Here is a 24,378-nt window from a genome sequence, read left to right as displayed (position 1 = left end):
CACGCGGACGATTTCGCCCGATAGCGCTTCAGTCCTGCCAGTATGAAAAACTGTCGTGGTCCAGCGCTTGCGCGCAGGCGCCACGGGTCATTTTCAGGAACAGTGCGTCGCCCCGCTCGGAGCGCTGGACGCTGAGCGCCGAGACGACGCCCATCATGATGCCATGCAGCGTGTAGCGCCGGTAATCCCGCCAGCAATCATCCCAGCCATAGTCCCGCACGCCGCGCCGGATCAGCTCGGAATGATAGAACCGCACCAGGTCGGCTTCATGGAGCCGCCGTTCGGACGGATCGATACCGGCCGACAGGAAATAAGCCACGTCGACGATGCCTGGCCCCACCGTCAGCGTCTGCCAGTCCAGCGTGGCCATCGGACGGGTGTTGCCGCGCACCTCGAACAGCATGTTGTCGAGCCGGAAGTCCGCATGCTGCAGCGTTCGCGGCACCGATCGATCGGACTGGTAGCGCGGTATCGCGTCCGGAAGCCGGTCGATCAGATCCAGGAATTCCGGCTCGATCACGCCGTGATATCGCTCCTCGTAGTGACCGATGATGCCGGGCAGCACCGCGCGAAGATCCCTGCGCCGGCTTGCGGCGACCACGAAGCATTGCACCGCGTCGAGCGTCGGGTCGTTCCATCGCGGCGCATGCAGCGCGGCGGCCTCACGCATCGCCGTCAGGCAGTCCGCGATCGCGCATCCGGCGAGCTGGTCGCCCGGGCGTGCGGGCGCCAGATCTTCCAGGATCAGTGTGAAGTCGTCGGTCGCCGGATCGATTTCGGCGAGGATCGGCCGCGGCGTGTGAATGTCGACGGTGGCCGCCAGCTCGCGATAGAACGCGACCTCGCGGACATAAAGCGTGTGCGCGGAACCGGATCGGCGGCTGTCGGGATCCGCGGCCGGGAATTTGCCGACGACGCTTGCGGGCGCGTTCGGCTCGTCGCCGTCATAGCTCAGATGAAATCGGTAGCTGTCGCCGACGAGGCCATTGCCGACCGGCTTGCAGGCGAGATCGACGACCCTGACCTGGTTGATCACACCGGCAGCGCGCAGCGCCCGCGTCATCCACTCCGGATCGATCCGCGACGGATCGGCCGTGAGCAAACTCATCGGTTTCCTCCCATCGCCATGTATCCCCTTGGGGCGTCACCACCGTTCCGGCCGCGTCTCGCGCGGCCGGATTGAGGACGGGGTGATCGTTGCGCAAATCATACAGGCGATGTCATGGCTTTGGCAAAGCCACGCGCCGGCCTGTGGGGATATCTCGCGAATTGGTCGGTGCGTAGGGCGGGTTAGCGTCAGCGTAACCCGCCGTTCGCAGAGCAAAAAAGGTGGTGGGTTACGCCGCGCTAACCCACCCTACACATTTGTGCTTACCAGCCCTCCAGCACGATCTTGCCGCGCGACTTGCCGCTCTCCAGCAGCGCATGGGCGCGCTTGAGGTTGGCGGCGTTGATGGTGCCAAAAGTCTGGTCGAGCGTGGTGCGCAGCACGCCCTTGTCGATCAGGTCGGCAACGTCGTTCAGCAGATGATGCTGCGCGATCATGTCAGGCGTCTGGAACGACGAGCGCGTGAACATCGATTCCCAGTGCACCGACACCGCCTTGCCCTTGAATGCGGCGACGTTGAATTCGGCGGGATCGTCGATCAAGCCGAACTTGCCCTGCGGCGCGATGAAGTCGGCGATCGACTTGTAGTGCTGGTCGGTGAAGGTGAGGCTGGCGACGAGGCCGACCGGCGGCAGCTTGAGCTTCTCGATCTGCTCCTTCATCGGCTGCGAGTGGTCGATCACCGCATGCGCACCGAGATCGCGGCACCACTTCTGAGACTCCGGCCGCGTCGCGGTCGCAACCACGGTCAGCCCGGTGAGGCGGCGCGCAAGCTGGATCAGGATCGAGCCGACGCCGCCGGCGCCACCGGTGATCAGCAGCGTGCGCGGATCGACGCTCTTGCCCGGCACTGCGCCGAGCCGGTCGAACAGCAGCTCCCACGCGGTGATCGAGGTCAGGGGCAGGGCGGCGGCCTGCGCGAACGAGAGCGATGCCGGCTTGTTGCCGACGATGCGCTCGTCCACCAGATGAAATTCCGAATTGGTGCCCTGGCGCTGGATCGAGCCCGCGTAGAACACTTCATCGCCGGGCTTGAAGAGCGAGATGTCGGGCCCGACGGCGTCGACCACGCCGGCCGCGTCAAAGCCGAGGATCTTGTAGCTGCCGTCGGTCGGCGCCGCGCGCTTGCGCACCTTGTAGTCGACCGGGTTGGCCGAGATGGCCTTCACCGCGACGCGGATGTCGCGCCCCTTCGGTTCGGGCTTGGCGATCTCGAAATCGACGAGCGAATCCGCCGCCTCGATCGGCAGCGATTTTTGATATCCGACGGCCTTCATGCCTAGTCTCCGTGGTGGGCGATTGCCTGCCGCCTTAACTGTCGTGCTGGCGTCCTTTTGGCAAGTACTGTAAAATCAGGGAACTAGTCCCTGTTTGTATACTATTGGGAAATTACCGATGAAACGGAAGAATTTCGCGCGCCGGCCGGGCTGCGCGGTCGAGGCGGCGCTCGACCTGATCGACGGCAAATGGAAGGGCGTGATCCTGTATCACCTGCAGGCCGGCACCCAGCGCTTCGGCGAGTTGCGGCGGCGGATGCCCGGCATCACCCAGCGCATGCTGACCAAGCAGCTTCGTGCGCTCGAGGACGATGGCCTCGTGAACCGCAAGGTCTACGCCGAGGTGCCGCCGCGGGTCGAATACACGCTCTCCGAACTCGGCGAGAGCCTGCGTCCGGTGATCGATATTTTGAAAGCCTGGGGCGAGGGCCATCAGGAACGGCTGTCCTGCGCGCCGGCGCCGGAAGTCGTCGTGAAGAAGTCAAAGCGCGCGGCCTGACAATTTGTAATGAAGAAGGCCGGGAGCGGCGTGTCGCTCCCGGCCATTGTTATCGGCGCTGATCAGATCGTGTCAGAACGCAACCTGCGTGCGCAGCGCGACCGCGTCGAACTTCGAGCCGGCATCCACGGGCGAGGTCGCCGAAGCCTGCTTGGCGATGTCGCCGTGCAGGTAGTTCAGCATGAAGCGGACGTTGTTGTTGACGTACCAGTTCAGCGCGGCGGTGTAGACGGTCTGCCGTCCGCCGGCGATGCCGACGGCCTGGCCGACCTGATCGTTGAGGTTCATCATGCTGACGCGGCCGGCGATTTCCCACGCGCCGATGCCGCCGCCGGCAAGCGAGAACGGATCGTGCGGTTTGATACCGCCGTAGGAAGCCGTGGCCGGATTATAGGCGTGGTTCTCGCCGGTCAGCACGTAGCCGACCTGCGCGTAACCGCCGTCGAATTTCAGGCTCGGCGCGCCGAACGGCGGCAGCCCGGTATTCGCGGAGCGGTCGACATTGAACCAATAGTACTCGCCTTGCGCGATGAACGGGCCGTAGGTCGCTGCCGCCTCGACGCCGTAGACCTGCGCGCCCGAGACGTTGGCGATCGCACCGGTCGAGATCAGCGTCGTCGGGTCGATGCGCAGCTCGGGCCGGTCGTTCAGCGTGAGCGTCTGCGCCTGCGTCAGCTGATTGCGCGGCGGCTGCACCAGCCATTCCGCATCGGCGCCGATATGCACCGAATAGTCCTTGCCGCTGATCGGATTGCCGGCGACGCGGACCACCGCGCCATACTGCTCCGATGATCCGGCCGGGGTGACGCTGGAGGCCGAGTGAATCTGGCCGGTGGTCGGTCCGGTGGCATAGCCGCCGAGCCAGAGCTGGTCGTTCCACCAGCGGGTGCCGATGGCGGAACGGAAGTCGCCGGCCGCGACGTTCTGCGCGATGATGCCGGCCGAGGCGCGCTCCATGAACAGGATGTCGTTGGAACTGGTCGACTCGTCCATGGTCCAGAGCAGGTCCATGATGCCGCCTTCGATCGCCATCTTGCCGCCGAACGGCTTCAAGCCGGTGTAGCTCAGATACGCATTCTCGACGCCGGAGGTGCCGCCGCCGGGCAGCGATCCCGGTGCCGCACCGCCGAAGCCGTCGGACGAGCCGCCGAAGTCGTAGATCAGCGCGTAATTCCAGTCGCCGAAGAACTTGCCGACGATGCCGATGCGGGCGCGGCGGAGGTTCTCGCCGCTGTCGAGCTTCTGCGGCGAGGTACTCGCGGTGTTCGGACGATAGTCGTAACCGCCGACATCCCAGTGCACGCGGCTCGTGATCGCAACGCAGTTCTGTTCATCCGCAGTACAGATCGTCGGCCGGTTGTTCGGCAGCGTCACCACGACGCCCGACGGCGCGACCGGGCCCTTGACCGGGATCGCGGCGTTGGCGCTGGCGACCCGCGCGGCCTTGGCATCCGCCGCCTTCGCGTTGGCGTTCGCGCTGGCTGCGGTCGCGGTATTGGCATTGGTCTGCTTCTGCAGCTTGTCGAGCTTCTGCTCGAGCATCTTCAGCTGCTGCTTCAGCAGCGCGATCTCCGCGTCGCTGCCGCCTCCGGCCGATTGCGAATAGGCCGGCGAGGCGGCGAGCGCCCCTGCGAGCCCTATGGCGATTGCACCAACTTTTGTCGCACCCATTGTGCACCCCTGTTGTGTTTGAATTCCCCACTCACTCACTGAAACGTCCTAGGAGTTGATCGTGACTGACGCACGACAGCGCCGCCTGGCATCGCAGTTCCGCTTGTTGTCCGCAGGCAACAAGCGGAGCGGCGCAGTGAGATGACAGTCATCATAGAAGTTTGGCGGCGCGCTTCAACGCGGCTGCCGCCGGTTTTGCACCGGTCCGGCGGGGGCCAGTTATCCGGCCGGGCGCCCTTCAATTGCCCGGCGAACACGCCTATATTCCGGCGTTTCTACGAGAGGTAAGAATGCTCCGACCTGTCCGCTTCGCTACCATATCCGCTCTGTGCACATTGGCTTTCATGGGGAATCTGTCCCCGTCCGCGGCCCAGGACCGCCGCGTGCCGTCCTCGCAGGCTGAGCTCCAATTGTCCTATGCGCCGATCGTGCAGCGGGTGCAGCCGGCGGTGGTCAATGTCTACGCTGCCAAGACCGTGCAGAACCGCAATCCGTTTCTGGACGATCCGATCTTCCGCCGCTTCTTCGGCGTCCCGGGGCAGCAGCCCGAGCAGATGCAGCGCTCGCTTGGCTCCGGCGTGATGGTCGATGGCTCCGGCCTCGTGGTCACAAACAATCACGTGATCGAGGGCGCCGACCAGGTGAAGGTCTCGCTCGCCGACAAGCGCGAATACGAGGCCGAGATCGTGCTGAAGGACAGCCGCACCGATCTCGCGGTGCTGCGACTGAAGGGCACCAACAAGGAGAAGTTCGCGACGCTCGACTTCGCCAATTCGGATCAGCTGCAGGTCGGCGACGTCGTGCTGGCGATCGGCAATCCGTTCGGCGTCGGCCAGACCGTGACGCACGGCATCATCTCGGCGCTGGCGCGCACTCAAGTCGGGATCACGGATTATCAATTCTTCATTCAGACCGACGCGGCGATCAATCCCGGCAATTCGGGCGGCGCGCTGGTCGACATGACCGGCCGGCTCGCCGGCATCAATACCGCGATCTTCTCGCGCTCCGGCGGTTCGCAGGGCATCGGCTTCGCGATCCCCGCCAACATGGTGCGGGTGGTGGTGGCCTCCGCCAAGAGCGGCGGCAAGGCGGTGAAGCGGCCATGGCTTGGCGCGCGGCTGCAGGCCGTCACACCGGAGATCGCAGAGACACTCGGGCTGAAGCTGCCGACCGGCGCGCTGGTCGCCAATGTCGCGCCGAACAGCCCGGCGGCGAAGGCCGGGCTCAAACTGTCCGATCTGATCGTCGGGATCGACGGCACGCCGATCGACGATCCCAATGCGTTTGACTACCGCTTCGCGACCCGTCCGCTCGGCGGCAACGCGGAGATCGAGGTGCAGCGCGCCGGCAAGCCGGTGAAGCTCACCGTGCCGCTGGAGACCGCGCCCGACACCAACCGCGACGAGATCGTGCTGACCGCGCGTTCGCCGTTCCAGGGCGCCAAGGTCGCCAACATCTCGCCGGCGCTGGCCGATGAGCTGCATCTCGACGCCGGCGCGGAGGGCGTCGTCGTCACCGAGCTCGCCGACGACGGCACGGCCGCCAATGTCGGCTTCCAGAAGGGCGACATCATTCTTGCCGTCAACAATGAGAAGATCGTGCGAACCAGCGACCTCGACAAGGTATCGAAGGCGGGGTCGCGGATCTGGCGCATCACGCTGGTGCGCGGCGGCCAGCAGATCAACGTGACGCTCGGCGGATGAGCCCCAAGGTGAACCGCAAGTGAGCCCGAAGCAACCGCGCGAGGCCAGCAACCTGTTCGCCGCGGCGGGGATGGAGCAGGACGCGCCACACCCGCTGCCGGACCGGCTGCGCCCGCGCACCCTGGCCGACGTCGTCGGTCAGGATCACATCCTCGGCCCCGACGGCGCGCTGACCCGCATGCTGGAGACGCGCACGCTGGGTTCGCTGGTGTTCTGGGGACCGCCCGGCACCGGCAAGACCACCGTGGCGCGGCTGTTGGCCGACGCCACCGAGCTGCATTTCGAGCAGATCTCCGCGGTGTTCTCCGGCGTCGCCGACCTGAAGAAGGCGTTCGATGCCGCGCGGGCCCGGCGCGAGACCGGCAAGGGCACGCTGCTGTTCGTCGACGAGGTGCACAGGTTCAACCGCGCGCAGCAGGATTCCTTCCTGCCCGTGATGGAGGACGGCACCGTGGTGCTGGTCGGCGCCACCACGGAGAACCCTTCGTTCGAGCTCAACGCGGCGCTGCTGTCGCGTGCCCGCGTGCTGGTGTTTCATTCGCTCGACACGGCCGCGATCGAACGGTTGTTTGCCAATGCCGAGAAGATCGAGGGCAAGACCCTGCCGCTCGATCTGGAAGCACGCGCCGTGCTGGTGCGGATGGCCGACGGTGACGGCCGCGCCTCGCTGACATTGGCCGAAGAGGTCTGGCGCGCCGCGCGCAAGGGCGAGGTGTTCAATGCCGAGCAGTTGCAGGCCATCCTGCAACGCCGCGCGCCGATCTACGACAAATCGGCCGACGGTCACTACAATCTGATCTCGGCGCTGCACAAGTCGGTGCGCGGCTCCGATCCGGATGCGGCATTGTATTATCTCGCGCGCATGCTCGATGCCGGCGAGGATCCGCTGTTCCTGGCGCGGCGCGTGGTGCGGATGGCGGTCGAGGACATTGGTCTCGCCGATCCACAGGCGCTGGCGGTCTGCAACGCCGCCAAGGATGCCTATGACTTCCTGGGCTCACCCGAGGGCGAGCTCGCGATCGCGCAGGCCGTTGTCTATCTCGCCACCGCGCCGAAATCGAACGCGGTGTACACGGCATTCGGCGCTGCGATGCAGACCGCGAAGCAGGGCGGCTCGCTGCTGCCGCCGAAGCACATCCTGAATTCGCCGACCAAGCTGATGAAGTCGGAAGGCTATGGCTCCGGCTATCAATACGATCACGACGCGCCCGACGCGTTCTCCGGCCAGGGCTACTTCCCGGAAGCGCTCGGCCGCCAAACCTTCTACGATCCGCCCGACCGCGGCTTCGAGCGCGAGATCCGCAAGCGGCTGGATTATTGGAACAGGCTGCGCAAGGAGCGCGGCGGGAGCTAGGCCGCGTACTTATGAACTAACCGCGTGAATCGAAGTCCGCTTGTCCCCCAAGAGCGGCGCGAAAGCGGACGTTGCCGGACTTCCGATAAGGGCCAAAAGCGGAAATCGAGCGTTCATTATTCACGCTCGAAAATCCGAACGCGTTTGTTTCCAACCCATTTGCCAACGAATTCAACATCCCCCTTATCAGTGCTCGCAAACTGACCCGCGATGTAGAAGTGCCGTTTCCCTGCGACCAGTAGTGAATTCCGGGAAACTAAGCCGCCACACATCCAGCCGCCGAGATTGACGACAAAGGTCTGCCCTTCGGAGACACCCTGTACAGCTTCGAGGACCCGTACTTTCACAAGTGGTGTCGTTCCCCAAGCATCGCCTTCCGCCCATCGTGGGGGCAGGAGATCGATGGGCTCGACAACTGCGACCACGGACTGTTTTAGTGCAGTCGAAGGCAATCGATCCAGAAGTGTATGAGGATATTCTACAGCAGATGAGCACGCATCAGCTGGCTGAACCATTGCCAACGTTATCAGCAGGTAGAATAGAAGGTGTTGCCTCATAATGTTGCGATGGTACTCGCGCGCTGTCGCCATTGCCAGCCGTACGAACCGGTAGCGCGAGGCGGTGCCCAATGTCCGCTGTGGGTCATGAACGACAAAACTCAAGGTAAGCACAATAGGTCCGCTTTCGGGTGCACAGCGACCAGTTGAGCCTGACAGCCGAGCCATTGACAGGCTCGGCGCCAACTACCTTGCAATTGTTCAACTCGCGTCAATCCGGTGTGGCTGCGCCTTAATGAGTCCGCGTGCTAGCTAGGCCGCATACTCATAAATCAACCGCGTGAATCGATGTCCGCTTGTCCCCCAAGAGCGGCGCGAAAGCGGACGTTGCCGGACTTCCGAGAAGAGCCATGAACCGACATTGATGGTGAATGCATAAATCTATGTTAGCTTCGCCATCGCTTCGAGCGCGTTGATGTTCAAGGAATTGATGGAATGAAGTTCGCGTTCTGCGTTTTCCTCGCTGCGATTACGTGTGCCACGTCCGCGGTCGCGGATGTCGCAAACGATAAGCTCTGTATTCTCACCAGTTTAAACTTACTTACGGAGCCGCCAGGAGGAGCGGTGTTCGCGGACGGAGCGGCGATCCACAGCGTACGCGCGCTGCCACCGCCACCCAAGTACGAAACGGCGGCCCCCGTTCTGTCGAAGGTGGTAGAAATCATAGTTGAAACAGACGGCCTCGATTGGAAGTACTGGTACATTTGTACGACGCAGCCTAGCCAACAACCCGTGGTCAAGCTGATTTTCTGGGCTACTCCCCAAGCAAATTGAATTGATCCGCCGCGCGGCGGCAAACCGCCTGAATAGCGTGCATCAACCTTGGGCGAGGGACACTCGCATGTTTCGGAATATTAGAAATATATCCCTGAGTTGCCCGACGTGTCAAGTTGCCCGGTCGAACGCCGGCCGCCACCGCTACTGTGCATGGGGTTGTTTTCGATATTTTGGCAGCGCCCGCTGCGACGGCAGGTACTTCATCTTGCTCTGGCGCGTCACTTCACGCTCTTCACGAACTCCAAAATCTCATCCGTCAGCCGCGCGTCCGGCGTGTTGATCGCATAGACTTCGGACATATGGCTGTGCTGCGGCAGCATGAAGCTGCGGGCGCAGCCGCTCGGCCGCTTGCAGCTGGCCTGCTTCAACAGCTCGAACTGCTCGACGAAGCGCGGCGGATCGAGTTCGGCCGCGGTGATCAGGAACGGGATCGGGCTCGCGACCAGGCCCTGCAGCGAGGAGCGCTCGGCGTAGCGCGAGGGGTCGGAGCCGTAATAGGCGAGCTCGGCGTCGCCGGCCGGCGAAGCCGTCAGATCGTAGATGCCCGACACCATGATCGCGCCGGCAAGGCCGCCGCCCTTCACCTTGTGGAATTCGCCGTGTGATACATAGCTCGCGACATGGATCGCGCCGGCCGACTGGCCCATCAGGAAGATGCGCCTGGGGTCGCCGCCGCGGCTCGCGATGTTCTCCGCGACCCACTGCACGATCGCGGCCATGTCTTCGGCGCCTGCCGGCCACGGAAAGGCCGGCGCCAGGCGATAGGTGGCATTGACGCCGACAAAGCCGCTCTTGGCGGCCCACAGCATGACGTTGTCGTAGAACGGGCTGCCGGGGTTGCGCTTGCTACCGGCAATGAAGCCACCGCCATGGATGTAGATCAGCACCGGCCGGGGCGCCGCCGCCGCTGGGTCGGGCGCGAACACGTCGAGCAGATGGCGGTCGGCGGGACCGTACTTGACGTCGCGCTCGACCTTGACGCCCTGATAGGGCTCCTTCTGTTGCATCGGTGCGTAGAGCGCGGCCGTCTTGGGCATCTCGACGACGCGGCCGAGTTCCAGGAGCTTCCAGGCCAGATCTTCCGGCATAGGGCTCTCTTGGGCGAGCGCCGGCCCTGACAGCATCAGGGCCGCCGCCAAAGCCGATAGTGCCAATCTCATTCCAAGGCCCCTCGATTGCCGCAGGCGGCCGAACTTGGCCGATGTTGCGCCGGATTCACACCGATTTCGCCGTGACGATTCGCGGCATTTGCGCTACCCACGGGCTTAACTTCGGAGTTGCAACCCCATGAGCCGCCGCGTCAAGAGACCTCTCCGCCCAGCGAGCGAGCGCGCCAAAGGCGCGCGTCCCCATCGCGGCCCGGCGGCCGAGCTGGGGCCGGCGCATCGTGCGGGCGGCAAGTCAGCAGCGGTGCGCCTTGGCGACAAGCAGCGGGCGCCCAAGCCATTCGTGCCCGAGCCGGAGAAGAGCGTCGCCGAGCCGCCGCCGCTGCCGACCAAGGTGCAGACCGTGGTGGTGACGGCGGACGAGGACAACATGCGCGTCGACCGCTTTCTTGAGGCGCGTTTCCCCGGCCTGTCGTTTTCCCACATCCAGCGCATCGTTCGGAAGGGCGAGTTGCGCGTCAACGGCAAGCGTGCGGACAGCAAGGACCGGCTGGAAGAAGGGCAGAGCGTCCGCATTCCGCCGCTGCGGCTCGATACGCCGAAGGCGGCCGCCAGCCTGTCTGAAGCGGCGAAGAAGACCCTCCAGGACCTCAAGGACATGACCCTGTTCGAGGACGCCGACGTGATGGTGCTGAACAAGCCCGCAGGTCTGGCGGTTCAGGGCGGCTCCGGCATCACGCGCAATGTCGACGACATGTTGGAGGTGATGCGCGACGCCAAGGGACAGAAGCCGCGGCTGGTGCATCGGCTCGATCGCGAGACCTCGGGCTGCCTCCTGATCGCCAAGACGCGCTTTGCCGCGACCGCTCTGACCGGCTCGTTCCGGCATCGCTCCGCGCGCAAGATCTACTGGGCGCTGGTCGCGGGCGTGCCGAAGCCGAAGCAGGGCCGCATCTCGACCTATCTCGCCAAGGAGGAGAGCGAGGAGGACAGCATCATGCGGATCGCGGCGCATGGTGACGAGGGCGCCAGCCACGCCGTGACCTATTATGCCGTGGTCGAGACCTCGGCGACGAAGCTCGCCTGGGTGTCGCTGAAGCCGGTAACCGGCCGCACCCACCAATTGCGCGCCCACATGGCGCATATCGATCACGCGATCGTCGGCGACCCCAAATACTTCAACAAGGAAAACTGGCAGCTGCCGGGCGGCCTGCAGAACCGGCTGCATCTGCTCGCCCGCCGCATCGTGATTCCGCACCCGCGCGGCGGCGTAATCGATGCCACGGCGCCGCTGCCGCCGCATATGCTGCAATCCTGGAATCTGCTCGGGCTCGAGGCCGATCGGTTCGACCCGATCGAGAACGCGCCCGAGGAGTGACGGCGGACGCCGCCTCCCGATACCCGTCGCGGACAGCAAGAACGATCAAAGCGGCTCATCGCGCCGCGGCTATGTTGCCGCGCGCCGGGCACCGCCGGCATGCACCCATCAAAGAGGCTGTCCATGACCGGGACCTGGTTACGCATCGCGCTTTTTCTCATTGGCTCGGCTGTCGCCTCTGCGGCGGCACATGCCGAGACCGTCGTGCTCCGCGGCGGCACGCTTTACGCATCGGCCGATGCAGCCGCGCTGCCGGATGCGGCGATCGTGATTACCGACGGCGTCATCAGCGCGGTCGGCAAGTCCGGCGACGTCAAGCTGCCCTCGGATGCGCGCCTGATCGATTGCAGCGGCAAGACTGTTGTTGCCGGGTTCTGGAACAGCCACGTGCATTTCACGGAACATGTCTGGCACAACGCCGGCGAGGCGCCGGCCGCACCGCTGACGCAGCACATGCAGGAGATGCTGACCCGATGGGGCTTTACCACGGTCTGGGACCTCGGCTCCGATCCACGGAACGCGCTGCCGCTGCGCAAGCGCATCGCAGCGGGTGAAGTCGCCGGTCCCAACATCCTGCTCGCCGGCAACGTGTTTCCAAAGGGCGGGCATCCCGTGTACCTGCCGCCCGAAATCCAGCTTCCCGAAGCTGCGACGCCAGAGGAGGCCACGAAGTGGGCGCGCGACTGGCTCGCGATGGGCGAGGACGGCATCAAGCTGTTCACCGGCGCGTTCATGGGCGATAAACCTGTCATCAACATGGATCCGGCGATCGCCAAGGCGGCCGTCGACGTCGCGCATGCGCAGGGCAGGCCGGTGTTCGCGCATCCGCAGAACAAGATCGGCGTCGAGACGGTGATCGCAGCAGACGTCGACGTGCTCGCGCACACCACGCCCAGCGAGCGGAGCTACACCGACGACCAGCTGGCGCGGTTCAAGGCGCAGGGGACGGCGCTGATTCCGACGCTGTCGCTGTTCACGACGGTGGTTCTCGACCCCAACGTTACCAACCGTCTGGTGGCCGCGACCGTCAACCAGCTCAAGCAGTTCTCCGAGAATGGCGGCACCGTGCTGTTCGGCACCGATGTCGGCTTCACCACGCTGTACGACACCACGCAGGAATTCCAGCTGATGCACCGCGCGCTGTCGGAACGCCAGGTGCTGGCCTCGCTGACGACCAATCCGGCGCGGTTCTTCAAGGCCGCTAAGAAGGGCAGGGTAGCGCAGGGCTTTGACGCCGATCTCGTGGTGCTCGACGGCGATCCGCTCAGCGACGTCGCCAATCTTGCGAAAGTGAGCACCACCATCCGCGCGGGTCACGTGATCTATCAGAAGCCGTGATAGCCGGCCGGAGAACTCGTAGATCGAACGCAGTGTTGACCCGCGGAGAACCGGTTCAAAGCGGTCAAACGTGCAAATCCGTTTGGCTATCCCAACGGATCACTTTGATTTCGTCGCATGAAAAAACGCCATGAGAGCGGATCGTTGACTCCGTGATTTTTTGAGCGCCTACTTCTGGTTGCCGACTAGACAACTTGAAACAGTAAGGTCGAAATCGGGAAGGAGGAGCCGATGTGGCCACCTTCGATCGCGGAACAAGCGGAGCGGCCTTTCATCTCGACCGGGCGCCTGCCCGAACCCGAGATGGTGCAGGAGCTCGTTTCTCAAGCTCATCTGCGCTTCAAGTCGAACAGCGATGGAAACAATTCGCAGGTTTACCCGGCACTAGCTAGGGTGCCGAGCGAACTGTTCGGCATCTGCGTGGCCGGCACTAGCGGACGCATCTACGGCGCCGGCGATATTGAGTACGAATTCTCGATCATGAGTGTATCGAAGCCATTCGTGTTCGCGCTCGTGTGCGAGGCGATCGACCCCGACGAGGCACGCGTTCTGGAACAAGGGCTGGGGCGGATTCGTGTGGCAGCTTCTGCTCGGGGTGCTCTACCTCGAACGATGCCCTAACGACGGAGAGTGGACATGCCAGGATTGAGCAAAAGCGTCAGCGTTTCGGCACTGGTCGCGTTGATTGGGACGGGCCTCGTTGGCTCGCCACCGGCGCGAGCGCAGCAGGATGCCGGCGTGCTGTTCCAGAACGTCCGAATTTTTGATGGCAAGAATGGCGCTCTCTACGGGCCGTCCAATGTGCTGATCCGGAACAACAAGATCGAGAAGATTTCGACTGCGGCGATCACGGCCGATGCCCAGGTGATCGCCGGCGACGGACGAGTGCTGATGCCCGGGCTGATCGACGCGCATTGGCATGCGATGCTGGTGCGCCCGACGCCGGCGGCCGCGATAGCTGGCGACGTCGGCTACACCAACCTTCTTGCGGCCGCGGAAGCAACGGCCACGCTCATGCGAGGCTTTACCACCATTCGCGACATGGGCGGACCGGCCTTTTCCCTCAAGCGGGCGATCGACGAGGGCCTCGTTGCCGGTCCTCGCATCTATCCATCCGGTGCCATGATCACCATCACCGGCGGCCATGGCGACTTTCGGCAGCTGTCCGATCTGCCCAGAACGATCGGCGGCATGCTCAGCCGCATGGAGCGGATAGGCGGCGCCATGGTCGCGGACAGCCCGGATGAAGTCCGCGTGCGCGCGCGCGAGCAGCTCATGCAGGGGGCTTCGCAGGTCAAGCTCACGGCGGGCGGCGGCGTGGCGTCGCCGTTCAGTCCGCTCGATGTGTCCACTTTCACTGAACCGGAGCTGCGTGCCGCGGTCGAAGCCGCCGAGAACTGGGGCACCTATGTCGCCGTACACGCCTATACGCCGGTCGCGATCGAGCGATCGATCGCAGCGGGCGTCAAGTGTATCGAGCACGGTCACCTGATGGACGACGCGTCGGCCCGCCTGATGGCCGAGAAGGGAATTTGGCTAAGCACTCAGCCCTTCCTCGATCTGTCGGGCGCCAGTGCCCTTGGACCTGCGGAGCAGGACAAGATGCGGCAGGTCGTTGCCGGCACCGACAGGGTCTACGGTTTTGCGAAGAAGTACAAGTTGAAGACGGCATTCGGCACCGACGTCTTGTTCTCGAAGGCGCTCGCTGACCGGCAAGGTGCCATGCTGACGACCCTCACGCGATGGTATACGCCGGCCGAAGCGCTCGCGATGGCGACATCGACGAATGCCGAGTTGCTCAGTCTGTCCGGGCCTCGAAATCCATATCCGGGCAGGCTAGGCGTGGTGGAGGAAGGCGCGCTGGCCGACCTTCTGCTGGTCGATGGCAATCCGATCGACAACATCAAGCTGATCGAAGATCCGGCAAAGAACTTCCTGGTCATCATGAAAGATGGAAAGGTCTACAAGAATCTTCTTGGTGGTGACCGCAGCAGGTAGACGAACGTGATGACAAGGCGAGCCCGGCCGCTCGGTCGACAATGCGCCGCTGCTCATTGTCGCGCGGCGCCGGTCTATTTGGCGGGAAGGCGCAAGGTGGCGAGATCCGAGCCGACGATCGTCGTGCCGGTAAATCCGCCTGCCTCGGCGGCGGCGCGATAGTCCGCTTCGGTGAGCGCACCTCCGGGCACCTTGTAGGGGCCGTGATGCGTCGCCCCGACCTGTGGCGCGAGGTGGGTCAGCATCAGATATTTGGCGCCCACGCGCTTTGCCATGGCGCCGAGGTCGGGCGCCAGGCTCTGGCGGTAGAAGACGGGCGGCGGCATGCCGCTGTCGCGCTCCGGACCCATGATGGAATGCATGGTCGAGTGCACGATCACGTCGGCGCCTTGTGCCAGCTTCTCGACTTGCGCCGACGTCGACGTCGGACGCGGCGGAGCGGCACTGTCATTGCTGGCGTCGCCGCCGATCACGACGCTGCCGGCCGGCGTGTCGACGCGATAGGAGGCATGGCCCGCGATGTGGGTCGAGCGGATCGCGCTCACCCGGACCTCGCCCTTCGACCAGATCACCTGTGGCTCGTCCGTTGGCTCGAATGTGCTGAGATGTACAAGTGCGGCAGGTCCACCCGCCAATCGTTTGCGGTCCTCCGAAACCCGCTGCGCGATTTCGCCGGACTGAAGAAAGGCGTCGCCGATATGCGCGACAAACTTGCCGCAGCTCAGGGTGAAGCCGAGCGGCGAGGGCGCATCGCTGCTGCAGACGACATCGAGCGCGGGGCCGCCGGAATTCCAGTTCCAGCGCGCGAGCAGCAGGTCGACGAGGCCCTCGGTGTGATCCGAGTGCATATGCGTGAGGAAGACGGCGTCGATCTGGCCGGGTTCGACGTCCAGTTGCGACAGCCGCAGTTCAGTGCCGCGGCCTGCGTCGAACTGCAGCTTCAGCGTCCCGCAATCGGCACTGTCGTCTCCGTAGCGCACAAGTGTGCCGGCGCCCGCGACGCCATTGCGCAGGGCGGGACCGCTCATGGTGCCGGTCAAGGTGACCAGCAGGCAGGGCGCCGATTGGGCGGGAAGCGGCAGCAGCAGCCAGATGATGGCCAGTAGGGGTGTCGGAAGAATGAAGTGCCGCATGCTGTCGGCTCCCGCGTCGTTCTCGTCTTCACCGAGACTGCCAAAGTCCGCGCCGCATCTCAACGCTCGGCGGCGGCGCATCGAGGTGTTGTGACCGCGCGGCTGGTTGGTCTCGCCGCACGGTGCGGCAAGCTTAAAGCATCAGCTTGTAGCCGATGTGGCTGCCGACGAATCCCAATCGTTCATAGAAGCGGTGCGCGTCGGGGCGTGCCTTGTCGGTCGTGAGCTGCACAAGATCGCAGCCTCTCGCTTTGCATTGCGCGATCGCCCACTCGAACATCTGCTGCCCGACGCCTGAGCTACGGTGCGCCTCGGCAATTCGGACCGCCTCGATCTGCCCGCGCCAGGCGCCCAGGCGTGCCATTCCGGGAATGAAGCTGAGTTGAAGGGTCCCGACCACCTCGTCGTTCAGGGTTGCCACGACCAGCAACTGGTTGCGATCGGCGAGGATGGCATCGAAAGCGTCGACATATCGTGGGTTCGGCGGCGAGCTTGCATCCTCGCGCTGCTGCCCCAGCACGTCGTTGGCGAGGAGGGCGATGATCGCCGGAAGGTCGGCGGGCTGAGCCTGGCGGAAAGCGACTGACGTCATTGAGCAGGATTTCCATGGAGACGAGATCGGTGTCGACAGACATGTTACAGGCCCGATCGGTCGATGGATATCCAGCAGGGCGTAGCCCGGATGAGCGAAGCGATATCCGGGGCCACCAGTTCCCGCATATCGCTGGCGCTCATGCGGGCTACAAGGGCGGTTGACCTGGTCGGCAAACGAAATCCGCCGGCCTTTCGGGCCGGCGGATTGTTGTGTCGCGAGGTGCGGTCGTCAGTGGTCCCAGCCGCCGCCGTGGTCCCAGCCGCCGCCATGGTGATGGCCGCCGTCGTCGAAGTCGAAGAAGTCGAACAGATCGCTGAGCGCCGGGCTGTTGACCGGAACATAGGGATTGCCGGGCGCCGCGACCGGGTTCGGGAAGTTGTCGCGGCTGCGGTTCGTGATCGGCTCCAGGCGCCAATTCCGCTCGATGAACTTGATGATCGAGACGTGATCGGCATATTCATGCGAGATGTGGCCGTGCCGCGCGAACGGCGACACCACGATCAGCGGAATACGCGTGCCGTCGCCGAAATAGTCGAGCGGCTGCACATAGCCGGAGTCGAAGTAGCCGCCGCCTTCATCGAAGGTGATGAAGATCGCGGTGTCCTTCGCATAGTCCGAGGCCTGGACTTGGTCGACGATCTTTTTCGCGAAGCCTTCGAACAGATTGAGCTTGGAGGACGACGGGTGACCGTCGGTAAAGCCGCTCGGCTTGACGATGGAGACCGCCGGCAGCGAGTGCTTGGAAAGGTCGGAGTAGAGATCAACCGAGTCCTTGATATGGGCTGCGACCTGATCCGGGTGCGACATGATCGAGGTGTCGTACTGGAACGGATTGCAGATGTTGCAGTACTCGTCGGCGGTCGGACCGGCCACGCCCCAGTTGAGCTGATAGGGATCGTTGACGTAGTTGTTCCACTGGTCGCCGTAATACTTCCAGGAGATGTTCCGCTCGTTCAGGCTGTCGCCGATACTCTTGCGGGTCGACGGCGGGATGGTGAACGGGGTGTTGGACGGGTTGGTGTCGGTGTAGGCGTTCTTGCCGTTGCCGAAGTAACCCGGATTGTAGTTGTTCAGGAGATAATAGTGGCCGGGTTCGCAATTCGCGTTGATCCGGATCCCCTTCAGGTAGTCCAGGATCGGCTTGACGCCGGGCTGGGTCGGATCCGAGCAGTCGCTGTAGGAGCCGCCGCCGGACACCGGGCTGGTCTGGAAGGGCGGTGCGAAGCCGCCATTGCCGCCGGCGCCGTAGCCGTCCTCGGTGTACCAGTTGTTGGTGCCGGAAGCCGGGTTCGGATTCTCGATTTCATGCACGATGCCGGCGTCAGGCGTGCCGCCGAACACCTGCGTGCCGTTCGGCGGTACCGCGGCGTTGCCGTAGGTGTCGCTGAAGTAGAGCATGTCGGCATGGCCGAACATGATGTGGTTGGCACCGGTGCCGCCATTGACGGACTGGTGGAAGTTGTCGCTCATCGCATATTTCTGCGCGAGCGAGGTGAAGTAGGGCACGTCACCGTTCTGCACGTTGTAGAAGCCGAGCGCCGTCGAACCTTCGCCCGTGGTCGTCGCCGTCGGCGAGTATTCCGTGGAGAAGTTGGAGGGCTGTGCCGCACCGTTGGCGCCGGCGCCGACGGTGACTTCGACCCAGGCGAACAGATTGCCGCCGCAGCCCGACGGATTGTCGCGGCTGGCCGCCGAGTGGTTGCAGTTGAGCTGCTGCCACATCTGGTAGAAGCGATGCACCGGGCTTGCCGAATAGGAATCGTAGGGCATCGCATCGGTGTTGGTGAGCTGGAACGGACCGGCCGGCAGCGCGCTGACATTGGTGATGCGCTGGTCGGGGGTCTGCGAGGACTGGCCGGTGCCGCCGGACAGCAGGAACTGGTAGTACTCGGACGGCAGGCCGGATTCCGACTGCTGCGCAAGCGCGAGCGACGCCTCGCAGGTGGTGATCGGCGAGCTGCCGCATTTGTTCGGGATGTAGGAGACCTTGGGGCCGCCGACCAGCGGAGCCGGCAGTTGATCCTTGGGGAAGTTCTGCTTCGGCGGGCTGAGCAGGAACGCGTCGTTCAGGCCGGTATCCGTCGCGGCCTGCTGATGCGCCTTCTCGAAGTTCGGCCCGGGGATCGCGTTCTTGTTGTGATCGAGTTTGACGATGCCCTGCGAGAGCAGGTTGAACACGCTCTCCTCGCGCCGTTCGGGCACGTAGGTCGCGAACACGTGGTCGAAGCTGCGGTTCTCGCCGATGATGACGATCACGTGCTTGATCGGCGACCGCGTCTCGTGTCCACCGTGGTGATTCCAGTCCTCCGCAAGCACCGGGCCGGCGGTGAACTGACCCAGCGCAAGTGCGCTGAGGGTAAGGCGGCAACATTGCAGCCAACGTGACCTGTGCTTGTCGCGCATTAAAGCTCTCCTTTTTGCTGATTGAGCGGCTTGGTCGAACTTGCGGTGTCTCGCGGCACGACCCTGATCCGTCCCATCATGCCGCCGTCCTCATGCTCAAGGACGTGGCAGTGGTAGACGAAGGTGCCGACGATGTTGGGATCGCGAAAATCCATGCGCAGGCGCACGCTCGGATATTTCAGCATCCGGCCGTTGTAGTAGGGGACGTTGACGGTATCGCGCAGGAACGGCTCGTTGACTGCGACGCCGGACCAGTCGAGCAGCTGGAAGTGCAGCTGATGGATGTGGAAATCGTGCAGCTCCATCGAGCGGTTCTCGATGATCCAGTCCTCGACGTCGCCTTGCCTCACGGTGATGTCGGGAATGTCCGATTGCGGATCGAACGGTTTTGGCGTCTCGCCGTCGACGGTCATGAAGAACTTGGTCGGGCTGTTCGGATCGTTCGGATTCTCCGGTTGCTCTGAGAAGAACAGCTTCCTGACGCGCACCGGCGCGACGTTCCCGACCCACGGCCGCTCCGGGCGCGGCAACGGCTCGGCGTGAGTGGGCAGCGCGGCCTGCGGCTCGCCGGCATCGACTGAAGCCGTGATGGCCACTAGCGCACGGTTGGGATCGTTCTCGCCGGCAGGCCCGGTATCGATCGCGCGCGTCACCAGCAGGGCCGAGCTGCCAGCCGGCGGTCCCTCGACGATGAATTCGGCACGCGAACCCGGCGGCAGGCCGATATGGTTGACCCATTGCACCGACGGCGAGGGGCTGGCCTGGAACTGCAACGGCACCCCATCGAGCCCGACGATGCCGATCTGCTGCGGCGCACGGCCGACCAACAGAGCGAGGTTGAGATAGGTGATCGCGGACGCGTTCAGCACCCGCCAGAGCTGCCGCTCGCCCGGCTTCATCGTCAGCCGGGCCGGCGGATAGTTCGGATAGGGCACCGGCACGAAGTTGACGGAGAGATCCTTCGACGGCTTGCCGAAGCCGGTGCCGGAGTTGGCGACGTCGCCGTCATTGTCGAGCTGGCTCTTGGTCATGACCGGCTCGGATTTCGACGGCGGCGCGTCGGGATTGACGAGATCCTGGTCGCGGATCACGAGCACGCGCTCGGGGAGGCCTGCGAGCGACGGATCGGCGCGCTCGATGCCTTCGATGATGATGGCGCCTGAGGCGCCGCCGAGCACCTGCGTCTTGCTGAAGCCGTGCAGATGCGGGTGATACCAATAGAGGCCGGGCGGCGCGTCGTCCGGAATGCGCAGGCGGTATTCGAACGGCGCGTCGTCGGGCTGGATCGAGGTCTTCAGCACATCATCCTGATGGCAGACCGGCGGCACCGTCAGCCCGTGGAAGTGCAGATTGGTCGAGATCGGCGTCATCGCGCCGCTCTCGCAAACATCGGCTTGCTTTCGCGTCGTGCAGATCGGCGCGCCGGCGAGCGGGCGGTCGATCGCAGGCGTTGCCGTATCGAGGTCGACGAGGTCGTTCGTGAAATGGATGACCAGCTGGTCGCCCGGCTTCAGCCGCAAGGTCGGCGACGGCTTGCCGTCCGGCGTCAGATAGCAATAGCGGCTCGTGCCATCCGGCAGCTTCTGATCATGGATACTGAGATCGGTTTCGAGCACGCCATCGCGGCTGCGCAATTCGGCAGATTCCTCGATCGCACTTCCGGGCTCCGGCCGCGCGCAAACATCCTGCTGCGTGCGCGGCGCATTCTGAAGGCCAGTTGCGCCGAGCCACGCCATTGCGCCGCTCACAGCAAGCCCGAGGCAAGCCGCAACGATGACACAACAAACGGTCGAAAGTCGTCGTGCCACGCCGCCCCGCCAATACGTCGCCACTGGCGCGCAAGCGCGCACGGACGCCACGCGTGACGTCAGTTCACGTCTTGCGACCGCAATGGTCGACCAATGCTTCTGTTTGGTGTCGCGACGCTAGCCGCGCGTTGTTGCCGAAATCTGGCAAGTTCTTAGCACGCAGATGACAGCATCTTGCGGCACTTCGACGCAGAAATGCGCGCGCCGTTCAAACCCGCTGTGCGATCAATCGGATGCACCATTCGCGGACTGAATTGCGGAGAAAGCAGGACGCGCAGGTAGCCGACAGATTTTTTTTCGTCACTGATCACATCGCGCGCTGTCGTGTTGACGATCGGGATTAGCGCCTGAACTGCGCCAGAAACATCCGCAATGAATCGTGCGGGCTCTCGACGTCCGCAATCACCCAGCCGTCGGGACCGTTGACGACGATGAAGTTGAGCGTGACCGCGCGGCCCTCATTGTCGAATGTCACCGTCACGTCGGTCCTGTCGAACTGCCGCCGCGGAATTGCGATCGAGATCGGGCCGAGCCGCCAGGTCGGGCTCTGCACCAGGAAATCGTAGGGGGCGTCGTGCAAGGCGGTCCAGGCGCCGCGCAGGCCGGAATCGAAGAATTGCCGGGCCGTTTCGTCGTCGCGTGGCAGGCCATTCGAAAACGCGGCGCTGCCTTTGCCGTAATGGGCGTAGACGTTGCGGATCAGCGATTCCGGTGTGCGGAACCCGGCGTCGGTGGCGGTGGCTCCGAAGACCGTCGCAACCAGCGAAAAACCCGCGAGGAATTTGCCGCGTCCCATCAGCTTTATTTGCCGTTGCCGCTGGCATATCTTGCAGGGAAATCCTCCCAAGCGAAAGCCGGCCGGCGCAATGCGCGAACTCTTCGACGACGTCCCAGACCAATCCCCGCTCGACCCGCAGGAGGCGGTGCGCCGCCACATCCGCAGGCCCCAGCGCAAGCGGTTCTACACCAGCGTCGGCGTGGCTGAGGCCGATGGCGGATTTGCGATCACGCTCGACGGCAAGCAGATCCGCTCGCCGTCCGGCAAGCCGATCGTGGTGCCGAGCCGCGCCATTGGGGATGCGGTCGCAGCCGAATGGAATGCGCAGGGCGAGACCATCGATCCCATGACCATGCCGCTGACGCGCCTGGCCAACAGCGTCATCGAGGGGGTGATCGATCGCGTCGACGAGGTCGCCGACGATGCGGCAAAATTCCTCGGCAGCGACCTGCTGTTCTATCGCGCCGGCTATCCCGACACGCTGGTGGCGCGCGAGGCCCGGCATTGGGACCCGATCCTGTTCTGGGCCGCCGATGCGCTCGGCGCCCATTTCGTGATGGCCGAGGGGGTCATGCATGTCGGCCAGCCCGAGCCCGCCATCAAGGCGGCGCGTGCGGCGTTCCCGACCGATCCATGGTCGGTCGCGGCGCTCCATGTGGTGACGACCTTGACCGGCTCGGCGCTGCTGGCGCTGGCGCTCGCCCACGGCGTCCGCGACGAGGACCAGATCTGGGCCGCCGCCCATGTCGACGAGGACTGGAACATCGAGAAATGGGGCGTCGACGAGGAGGTCGCCGCGCGCCGCGCCGCCCGGCAGGTCGATTTCAAGGCCGCCGCCGGCGTCCTGAGGGAGTTCAGGCAGGCCGCCGGTTAACGAGACCTTTACGGCGCCGGGCTAGCCTGCGGCACGTCCCTCGCGCCTGGCCGAGACCTCCGACATGGCACTCGCCGTCAATCCCGTGCTGCCGGTGCTTGCCTCGAACGAGGCGGGCAGCGTTGCGCCGGACCTCACGCTCGAGGCCGGCAGTGTCGTCAATGCCCAGGTCCTGAAGGTGCTGTCGGCCGATCTGGTGCGGATCGCGATCGCGAGCCTGTCGATCGACGTCCAGACGGAGGTGCCGCTGCTGCCGGGCCAAAACCTGCAGCTTGCGGTCTCGCAGACCAATGACGGCATCCGCCTGCAACTGGTCGGGCCGGGCGCAGACACGGGCGATGCCGTGCAATTGTCGCCGGCGGCGACCAACGCCAGCGTCGCTCCGCAACCCGTCGCCACGGCGCCGAAGGCCGTGCTGTCGCCGCTCGAGCGCGTCACGATCACCGCGACGGCGCAGCATGCGGCGGCGGTGCAGGGCAGCCAGGCGCCGCTGTTTGCCAACCTTACGGCGGTCGCCGCGGCCAATCTGCCGCCGAAGCTGCAGGCCGCGATCGCGCAGGTGCTGGCACAGCAGACTGGCCTCGACGAGAATTTGAGCGGCGATGCCGTCAAGGGTGGCTTCCAGAAATCCGGCCTGCTGCTCGAGGCGACGCTCGCCTCGGGCGTTGCGCCGGCGAGCGGCAGCGTCCCCGACCTGAAGGCCGCGCTGATCGTGTTGCGTCAGGCGCTGACCTCGCTCGGTACCGGCGATGCCGCAAGGCCCGCGTCCACGCCGCTGCAGCAGCCGGCGCTTGCCGGTGCCGGCACGGCGCCGGGCCTTGTGCCATCAGGCACGCCCGAGCTCGAGGTTCAGGAGATCTTGCTGCCGCAGGCGCGCGTGCCGGTTGCCGAGGATCTCACCCGCGGCGCCACCCGCCTTGCCGGCGCTCTCGCGGATGCGCTCGATGCCGGCCCGTCTGCGGGCGGCGCGCTCAATCTCATTCAGGAAGCGCTGCACGAGCTCGGCAACCCGGCGCGGCAGGGCGCCGCGCCACGGGAGATGCTGCCCGGCGACGTGCCCACACGCGGCAGCACACCGCCACCGCCGTTTCACGGTGCGCTGCCGTCGGCCCAGGCCGTTGCCGAGCCGTCGATCGCACCGGGCGCGCCGCTTTCGACGGCCGCGCATCGCCTGCTGGAAAACACCGACGCGGCGCTGGCGCGGCAGACGCTGCTGCAGATCGCCTCGCTGCCGGACCGTGGCGACGGCACGCGCCCGCAGCTCGATGCCATGGTGCCGCGCTGGAATTTCGAGATCCCGTTCCTGACCCAGCAGGGCACGGCGATGGCGCAGTTCGAGATTTCCCGCGACGGCGGCGGCAATGAGGTCGAAGCCGCCAAGCGGGTGTGGCGGGCGCGTTTCACGCTCGACGTCGAGCCGGCTGGGCCCGTGCACGCGCTGGTCTCGCTGAACGGCGAGCGCACCTCGGTGCGGATGTGGGCCGAGCGTCCCTCGACCGCCGCGCAGCTGCGCGCCGGCGCTTCCGAGCTGAGCCTGGCACTGACCAGGGCGGAGCTTACGCCCGGCGACATCGAGATCCGCGACGGCAGCCCGCCGCAACCTGCGCCCGCGCGCGCTGGCCATTTCCTGGACCGCGCATCATGAGCGAGACGCAGAACCAGCTCGCGGTCGCGCTGCATTACGACCACGCCGGCGCGCCGCGCGTGGTGGCGAAAGGCAAGGGCGCGATCGGCGCCAAGATCATCGAGGTTGCCAAGGCCAACGACATCCCGATCGAGGAGAACGAGGTGTTGGCCGGCGCACTCTCCAATGTCGAGCTCGGCGACGAGATCCCGGCCGAGCTCTACAAGGCCGTCGCCGAGGTGCTGGTGTTCGTGCTGCGGATGTCGGGCCGGGCGCGGTAGCGATAGCGCTTCAAGCGAAGTGGGCACCGGTTCGCGTGAAGAAAACACGTCAAACAAGTGAGTCTCATTGCCATCCTTTCACCACGATGGCATCAGCATCGTCGTCAACCCGAACC

Annotated in this window: 21 protein-coding genes; 11 read left to right on the top strand and 10 right to left on the bottom strand. The window is 64.8% G+C overall.

Annotation, left to right across the window (positions count from 1 at the left end; translation table 11 throughout):
- Positions 1 to 28 precede the first annotated feature (28 nt).
- Together AAFG13_RS08665 and AAFG13_RS08660 are read right to left on the bottom strand one after the other, a co-directional pair.
- A complete protein-coding gene (locus tag AAFG13_RS08665) occupies positions 29 to 1,108 on the bottom strand; it encodes a phosphotransferase (RefSeq protein ID WP_342711761.1) in 1,080 nt (359 codons plus the stop codon).
- A gap of 263 nt (positions 1,109 to 1,371) precedes the next feature.
- Positions 1,372 to 2,385, bottom strand: coding sequence for a zinc-binding alcohol dehydrogenase family protein (locus AAFG13_RS08660; protein ID WP_342711760.1), 1,014 nt, complete (start codon positions 2,383 to 2,385; stop codon positions 1,372 to 1,374).
- Between the two features lie 118 nt (positions 2,386 to 2,503).
- Here AAFG13_RS08660 and AAFG13_RS08655 point away from each other — a divergent pair, with 118 nt between their 5' ends.
- Positions 2,504 to 2,884 carry a helix-turn-helix domain-containing protein gene (locus AAFG13_RS08655; RefSeq protein WP_212309656.1) on the top strand — a complete coding sequence of 127 codons (381 nt, stop codon included), beginning with the start codon at positions 2,504 to 2,506 and terminating at the stop codon, positions 2,882 to 2,884.
- A gap of 72 nt (positions 2,885 to 2,956) precedes the next feature.
- Here the strand turns inward: AAFG13_RS08655 and AAFG13_RS08650 are convergent, their stop codons facing one another.
- A complete protein-coding gene (locus AAFG13_RS08650; protein ID WP_212309655.1) occupies positions 2,957 to 4,555 on the bottom strand; it encodes an OprO/OprP family phosphate-selective porin in 1,599 nt (532 codons plus the stop codon).
- A gap of 344 nt (positions 4,556 to 4,899) precedes the next feature.
- Here AAFG13_RS08650 and AAFG13_RS08645 point away from each other — a divergent pair, with 344 nt between their 5' ends.
- Both AAFG13_RS08645 and AAFG13_RS08640 read left to right on the top strand, forming a co-directional pair.
- Positions 4,900 to 6,258: a DegQ family serine endoprotease gene (locus tag AAFG13_RS08645; RefSeq protein ID WP_212309654.1), complete on the top strand. Its 1,359-nt coding sequence runs from the start codon at positions 4,900 to 4,902 to the stop codon at positions 6,256 to 6,258.
- A 19-nt stretch (positions 6,259 to 6,277) separates the two neighbouring features.
- Entirely contained in the window at positions 6,278 to 7,612 is a 1,335-nt protein-coding gene (locus AAFG13_RS08640; protein WP_342711759.1) for a replication-associated recombination protein A, read from the top strand.
- A gap of 116 nt (positions 7,613 to 7,728) precedes the next feature.
- Here the strand turns inward: AAFG13_RS08640 and AAFG13_RS08635 are convergent, their stop codons facing one another.
- Positions 7,729 to 8,274, bottom strand: a complete 546-nt coding sequence (locus AAFG13_RS08635) for a hypothetical protein (protein WP_342711758.1) — start codon at positions 8,272 to 8,274, stop codon at positions 7,729 to 7,731.
- A gap of 330 nt (positions 8,275 to 8,604) precedes the next feature.
- Between AAFG13_RS08635 and AAFG13_RS08630 the strand changes: the two genes are divergently transcribed.
- Positions 8,605 to 8,943 carry a hypothetical protein gene (locus AAFG13_RS08630; protein WP_342711757.1) on the top strand — a complete coding sequence of 113 codons (339 nt, stop codon included), beginning with the start codon at positions 8,605 to 8,607 and terminating at the stop codon, positions 8,941 to 8,943.
- A 221-nt stretch (positions 8,944 to 9,164) separates the two neighbouring features.
- On the opposite strand, the gene AAFG13_RS08625 is transcribed toward AAFG13_RS08630, so the two are convergent.
- Entirely contained in the window at positions 9,165 to 10,034 is an 870-nt protein-coding gene (locus AAFG13_RS08625) for an alpha/beta hydrolase (protein ID WP_342711756.1), read from the bottom strand.
- Positions 10,035 to 10,233: 199 nt separating this feature from the next.
- Here AAFG13_RS08625 and AAFG13_RS08620 point away from each other — a divergent pair, with 199 nt between their 5' ends.
- The 4 genes from AAFG13_RS08620 to AAFG13_RS08605 all read left to right on the top strand — a co-directional run bounded on the left by AAFG13_RS08620 (position 10,234) and on the right by AAFG13_RS08605 (position 14,766).
- Positions 10,234 to 11,430: an RluA family pseudouridine synthase gene (locus tag AAFG13_RS08620; protein WP_342711755.1), complete on the top strand. Its 1,197-nt coding sequence runs from the start codon at positions 10,234 to 10,236 to the stop codon at positions 11,428 to 11,430.
- Positions 11,431 to 11,553: 123 nt separating this feature from the next.
- Complete coding sequence (locus AAFG13_RS08615; protein WP_342711754.1) at positions 11,554 to 12,768, top strand: amidohydrolase family protein; 1,215 nt, start codon at positions 11,554 to 11,556, stop codon at positions 12,766 to 12,768.
- A 231-nt stretch (positions 12,769 to 12,999) separates the two neighbouring features.
- The gene (locus tag AAFG13_RS08610; protein WP_249131554.1) at positions 13,000 to 13,389 is read left to right on the top strand and encodes a glutaminase; all 390 of its coding nucleotides are present in this window, start codon (positions 13,000 to 13,002) and stop codon (positions 13,387 to 13,389) included.
- Positions 13,390 to 13,404: 15 nt separating this feature from the next.
- Positions 13,405 to 14,766, top strand: a complete 1,362-nt coding sequence (locus tag AAFG13_RS08605) for an amidohydrolase family protein (RefSeq protein ID WP_342711753.1) — start codon at positions 13,405 to 13,407, stop codon at positions 14,764 to 14,766.
- Between the two features lie 74 nt (positions 14,767 to 14,840).
- On the opposite strand, the gene AAFG13_RS08600 is transcribed toward AAFG13_RS08605, so the two are convergent.
- From AAFG13_RS08600 to AAFG13_RS08580, 5 genes are all read right to left on the bottom strand, one after another.
- Positions 14,841 to 15,899 (bottom strand): MBL fold metallo-hydrolase, encoded by a 1,059-nt coding sequence (locus AAFG13_RS08600; RefSeq protein WP_342711752.1) that lies wholly within the window; start codon positions 15,897 to 15,899, stop codon positions 14,841 to 14,843.
- A 133-nt stretch (positions 15,900 to 16,032) separates the two neighbouring features.
- Positions 16,033 to 16,491 (bottom strand): GNAT family N-acetyltransferase, encoded by a 459-nt coding sequence (locus AAFG13_RS08595; RefSeq protein WP_342711751.1) that lies wholly within the window; start codon positions 16,489 to 16,491, stop codon positions 16,033 to 16,035.
- A gap of 231 nt (positions 16,492 to 16,722) precedes the next feature.
- Entirely contained in the window at positions 16,723 to 18,897 is a 2,175-nt protein-coding gene (locus tag AAFG13_RS08590) for an alkaline phosphatase family protein (protein WP_342711750.1), read from the bottom strand.
- Entirely contained in the window at positions 18,897 to 20,633 is a 1,737-nt protein-coding gene (locus AAFG13_RS08585) for a multicopper oxidase domain-containing protein (protein ID WP_342711749.1), read from the bottom strand. The genes AAFG13_RS08590 and AAFG13_RS08585 overlap by 1 nt, the downstream gene beginning before the upstream one ends.
- Positions 20,634 to 21,045: 412 nt before the next feature.
- Positions 21,046 to 21,501 carry a hypothetical protein gene (locus AAFG13_RS08580; protein ID WP_342711748.1) on the bottom strand — a complete coding sequence of 152 codons (456 nt, stop codon included), beginning with the start codon at positions 21,499 to 21,501 and terminating at the stop codon, positions 21,046 to 21,048.
- A 70-nt stretch (positions 21,502 to 21,571) separates the two neighbouring features.
- Between AAFG13_RS08580 and AAFG13_RS08575 the strand changes: the two genes are divergently transcribed.
- From AAFG13_RS08575 to AAFG13_RS08565, 3 genes are all read left to right on the top strand, one after another.
- On the top strand, positions 21,572 to 22,357 hold the full coding sequence (locus tag AAFG13_RS08575) for an ATP12 family protein (protein ID WP_342711747.1): 786 nt from the start codon (positions 21,572 to 21,574) through the stop codon (positions 22,355 to 22,357).
- A 64-nt stretch (positions 22,358 to 22,421) separates the two neighbouring features.
- On the top strand, positions 22,422 to 24,002 hold the full coding sequence (locus AAFG13_RS08570; RefSeq protein WP_342711745.1) for a flagellar hook-length control protein FliK: 1,581 nt from the start codon (positions 22,422 to 22,424) through the stop codon (positions 24,000 to 24,002).
- Positions 23,999 to 24,262: an EscU/YscU/HrcU family type III secretion system export apparatus switch protein gene (locus tag AAFG13_RS08565; RefSeq protein ID WP_021081624.1), complete on the top strand. Its 264-nt coding sequence runs from the start codon at positions 23,999 to 24,001 to the stop codon at positions 24,260 to 24,262. The genes AAFG13_RS08570 and AAFG13_RS08565 overlap by 4 nt, the downstream gene beginning before the upstream one ends.
- The last annotated feature ends 116 nt before the right edge of the window (positions 24,263 to 24,378 follow it).

This window comes from Bradyrhizobium sp. B124 (genome assembly GCF_038967635.1).
GTDB lineage: Bacteria > Pseudomonadota > Alphaproteobacteria > Rhizobiales > Xanthobacteraceae > Bradyrhizobium.
Note: the sequence above shows the minus strand (reverse complement) of the source record. Positions and strands in the feature narration are given on the sequence as shown.

What these genes read in the sequence shown, in the direction of transcription:
- AAFG13_RS08625 (WP_342711756.1), bottom strand. Translation starts at nt 10,034, where the DNA reads ATGCCGGAAGATCTGGCCTGGAAGCTCCTGGAACTCGGCCGCGTCGTC.
- AAFG13_RS08585 (WP_342711749.1), bottom strand. Translation starts at nt 20,633, where the DNA reads ATGGCGTGGCTCGGCGCAACTGGCCTTCAGAATGCGCCGCGCACGCAG.
- AAFG13_RS08605 (WP_342711753.1), top strand. Translation starts at nt 13,405, where the DNA reads ATGCCAGGATTGAGCAAAAGCGTCAGCGTTTCGGCACTGGTCGCGTTG.
- AAFG13_RS08590 (WP_342711750.1), bottom strand. Translation starts at nt 18,897, where the DNA reads ATGCGCGACAAGCACAGGTCACGTTGGCTGCAATGTTGCCGCCTTACC.
- AAFG13_RS08565 (WP_021081624.1), top strand. Translation starts at nt 23,999, where the DNA reads ATGAGCGAGACGCAGAACCAGCTCGCGGTCGCGCTGCATTACGACCAC.
- AAFG13_RS08660 (WP_342711760.1), bottom strand. Translation starts at nt 2,385, where the DNA reads ATGAAGGCCGTCGGATATCAAAAATCGCTGCCGATCGAGGCGGCGGAT.
- AAFG13_RS08630 (WP_342711757.1), top strand. Translation starts at nt 8,605, where the DNA reads ATGAAGTTCGCGTTCTGCGTTTTCCTCGCTGCGATTACGTGTGCCACG.
- AAFG13_RS08645 (WP_212309654.1), top strand. Translation starts at nt 4,900, where the DNA reads ATGGGGAATCTGTCCCCGTCCGCGGCCCAGGACCGCCGCGTGCCGTCC.
- AAFG13_RS08595 (WP_342711751.1), bottom strand. Translation starts at nt 16,491, where the DNA reads ATGACGTCAGTCGCTTTCCGCCAGGCTCAGCCCGCCGACCTTCCGGCG.
- AAFG13_RS08575 (WP_342711747.1), top strand. Translation starts at nt 21,572, where the DNA reads ATGCGCGAACTCTTCGACGACGTCCCAGACCAATCCCCGCTCGACCCG.
- AAFG13_RS08650 (WP_212309655.1), bottom strand. Translation starts at nt 4,555, where the DNA reads ATGGGTGCGACAAAAGTTGGTGCAATCGCCATAGGGCTCGCAGGGGCG.
- AAFG13_RS08600 (WP_342711752.1), bottom strand. Translation starts at nt 15,899, where the DNA reads ATGCGGCACTTCATTCTTCCGACACCCCTACTGGCCATCATCTGGCTG.
- AAFG13_RS08610 (WP_249131554.1), top strand. Translation starts at nt 13,000, where the DNA reads ATGTGGCCACCTTCGATCGCGGAACAAGCGGAGCGGCCTTTCATCTCG.
- AAFG13_RS08665 (WP_342711761.1), bottom strand. Translation starts at nt 1,108, where the DNA reads ATGAGTTTGCTCACGGCCGATCCGTCGCGGATCGATCCGGAGTGGATG.
- AAFG13_RS08580 (WP_342711748.1), bottom strand. Translation starts at nt 21,501, where the DNA reads ATGGGACGCGGCAAATTCCTCGCGGGTTTTTCGCTGGTTGCGACGGTC.
- AAFG13_RS08620 (WP_342711755.1), top strand. Translation starts at nt 10,234, where the DNA reads ATGAGCCGCCGCGTCAAGAGACCTCTCCGCCCAGCGAGCGAGCGCGCC.
- AAFG13_RS08570 (WP_342711745.1), top strand. Translation starts at nt 22,422, where the DNA reads ATGGCACTCGCCGTCAATCCCGTGCTGCCGGTGCTTGCCTCGAACGAG.
- AAFG13_RS08655 (WP_212309656.1), top strand. Translation starts at nt 2,504, where the DNA reads ATGAAACGGAAGAATTTCGCGCGCCGGCCGGGCTGCGCGGTCGAGGCG.
- AAFG13_RS08615 (WP_342711754.1), top strand. Translation starts at nt 11,554, where the DNA reads ATGACCGGGACCTGGTTACGCATCGCGCTTTTTCTCATTGGCTCGGCT.